Origin of the sequence: Jeongeupia naejangsanensis, assembly GCF_016865585.1 — a bacterium.
Classification (GTDB): Bacteria; Pseudomonadota; Gammaproteobacteria; order Burkholderiales; family Chitinibacteraceae; genus Jeongeupia; species Jeongeupia naejangsanensis.
In genome coordinates, this window is the sequence record NZ_JAESND010000020.1 from 1 (window position 1) to 2,530 (window position 2,530).

Annotated in this window: 1 protein-coding gene; it reads left to right on the forward strand. The window is 66.0% G+C overall.

The annotated features are described in order from the left end of the window. Nucleotides 1-2,530, forward strand: a 2,530-nt coding sequence (locus JMJ54_RS19030; protein WP_308438032.1) for a type VI secretion system Vgr family protein, incomplete at both ends; no start/stop codon positions are given.

Genomic DNA, 2,530 nt, shown 5'->3' on the forward strand with positions numbered 1-2,530 from the left:
CCAGCCTGCTCGCGTCATTCGCCGCCGCGTTCAATCAGGACCAGCGCCTGTTGTCGCTGCACTTCGCCGAAGGTCGCGGGCCGGTGCCGGAGACGCTGCTGCCGCACGTGCTCGACGGTGAAACAGCGCTGAGCAAGCCCTACCTCTACACGCTGGAATGCCTGTCGGCCGATGCCGGGCTGGAGCTGAAGTCTCTGCTGGGATTGGCGATCGAAGTCGACATCCACACCGCCGATGGCGGGACACAGGTGCTGACCGGGGTCGTCACCAAGGTCAAATCACTCGGTTCGGACGGCGGCTTTGCCCGCTACGGCCTGACGATCGAACCGCCGCTGGCACTGCTGCGACACCGCAAGACCAGCCGGGTGTTCCAGGACCTGAGCGTGCCGGACATCGTCAAGGCGATCGTCGCCGAACACCAGGAACGCAATCCGCTGCTGGCCGCGAGCTTTGCCTTGCAGTTCGATCTGGCCAAGACCTACCCGGCCCGCTCCTACTGTCTACAGTACCGCGAATCGGATCTCGACTTCATCCAGCGCCTGCTGGCCGAGGAAGGCATTGCCTACCGCTTCGGCTTTGCCGGCGGCGAAACGCCGCTGACGACGCTGATCGGTTTCGACGATCCCTACCAGCTCGATGCGGCGTCCCAAGCCAGGGTGCGCTTCCATCGTGCCGATGCGACCGAAACCGATGACACCATCACCGGCTGGGACTCGAAGCGCCAGCTCGGCACCAGCAAGGTCAGCCTGGCCAGCTTCGACTACAAGCCGGTCAGCACGCTCACGGCTGACGACGAGAGCGTGATCGACCACGGCGACGGTGGCCGCCAGGCCAGCCAGAGTCTCGAAGACTACGATCCGCAGACGCTGTACTACGGCAGTGACGGCGAAGACCTCGGCCGTTACGCCCAGCTGCGCCAGCAGGCCAACGACCGAGCCAGCAAGCAGTTCATCGGCGAAGGTACGGTGCGGCAGTTCAACGTCGGCGAATGGTTCCAGCTCGACAACCACCCGGCGCACGACTTCGACGCGCCGGAAGACCGGCAATTCACCATCACCCGGCAACGGGTTCAAGCGCGCAACAACCTGCCGGGCGATCTGGTCAGTCAACTCTCCAAGACGGTACTGGGCAGCCCGGCAGCCACGGCCCAGACCAGCCAGGCGGCCAACGACGCCCCGTTCCGCACCGACTTCGACGCCCAGCGCCGCGGCATCCCGCTGACGCCGGACCATGCACCGCACGGCAAACCCACCAGCCGTGGCGTGCAGACCGCCACCGTGGTCGGCCCCGGTGACGGCGAAGTCCACACCGACGAACTCGGCCGCATCAAGGTGCAGTTCCACTGGCAACGGACGCAGGAACACCCCGAGTACGGCGCCAGCCTCGACGACAAGTCCTCCTGCTGGCTGCGCGTCGCCATGCCCTCGGCCGGCGCCGGCTGGGGCCACCAGTTCATTCCGCGGGTCGGTCAGGAAGTGCTGGTCGACTTCCTCGAAGGCGACATCGACCGTCCCCTCGTGACCGGCGTCGTCTACAACGGCAGCCACCCGGTGCCGGCGTTCAGCGGCGCCGGCAGCCTCCCGGCCAACAAGACCCTCTCCGGCATCAAGACCAAGGAACACGGCGGCGGCCAGTATGGCGAGCTGCTGTTCGACGACACCCAGGGCGAAGTCCGCACCAAGCTCAGTTCCGAACACGGCAAGACCCAGCTCAACCAGGGCTTCCTGATCCACCCCAGAAGCGACGGCAAGGGTACCCCCAGAGGTGAAGGCTTCGAACTGCGCACCGACCGGCACGGCGCGATCCGCGCCGCCAACGGCCTGCTGATCACGACCGAGGCCGCCAACGGCGCCGGCGGCAACCAGCTCGACCGGTCCCAAGCGCAATCGCAGCTCGACGCCGCCTTCGAGCTCGCCAGCAGCCTTGGCGACGTCGCCACCCACCAGCTCGCCGACACCGTCGAAACCGGCCCCGAAACCGTCAAGGACAACACCAAGGCTGCCAAGACCCAACAGGGCCACCTGCATCACCTGAAGGAAGCCCTCAAGAACTGGGCCAACGGCACGAACAGCGCAAAGGACGCAAAAGGCGAGCAAGCCGGCCAACAAGCCCTGATCGTCGTCAGCGCCCCCGCCGGCCTCGCCCAGACCACCCCGAACAGCCAGGCCATCACCGCCGGCAGCAACCTCGACCTGATCGCCCAGCGTGATACCCAGCAGACCTCGGGGAGACGCTGGCTGCACAACGTCGGTGAACACATCAGCCTGTTCGTCGCCGGCGTAAAGGACCAGATCGCCCTGAAGCTGATCGCCGCCAAGGGCAAGGTGCAGGTGCAGGCGCAGAGCGACAACGTCGAGATCAATGCGGCCAAGGACATCCAGCAGACGGCGAACCAGAACATCCACGTGATCGCCGGCGAGGAAATCCTGCTGACGGCAGGCGGCGGCTACATCCGGCTCAAGGGCGGGAACATCGAGATCCATTGTCCGGGGAAGGTGGATGTGAAGGGGGCGGATCACAGCTTCAGTGG